Source organism: Collinsella tanakaei (assembly GCF_016902615.1).
GTDB lineage: Bacteria > Actinomycetota > Coriobacteriia > Coriobacteriales > Coriobacteriaceae > Collinsella > Collinsella tanakaei_A.
Genome location: NZ_JACJMB010000093.1, coordinates 1 through 204 on the forward strand (window position 1 = coordinate 1; position 204 = coordinate 204).

At 78.4% G+C, this 204-nt stretch carries 1 rRNA gene; it reads right to left on the reverse strand.

Annotation, left to right across the window (positions count from 1 at the left end):
• Positions 1-64: 64 nt before the first annotated feature.
• Positions 65-180: ribosomal RNA gene (gene rrf / locus H6A21_RS10845) — 5S ribosomal RNA — on the reverse strand.
• Positions 181-204 lie beyond the last annotated feature (24 nt).

Here is a 204-nt window from a genome sequence, read left to right on the forward strand (position 1 = left end):
GGGGCGGGGCCCCGGGGGAGATGCTCCCCCGGGGCCCCGCCCCCGCGTGGAAACGCCGTCCACCGGTCAGCGGCGCCCTGCTCTCCCACGGGCTTCCCCCGCAGTACCATCGGCGCTGGCCGGCTTAGCTTCCGGGTTCGGAATGGGACCGGGCGTGCCCCGGCCGCCAGAGCCGCTGACCGGTGGGCGGCGTTCCCGCAGCCC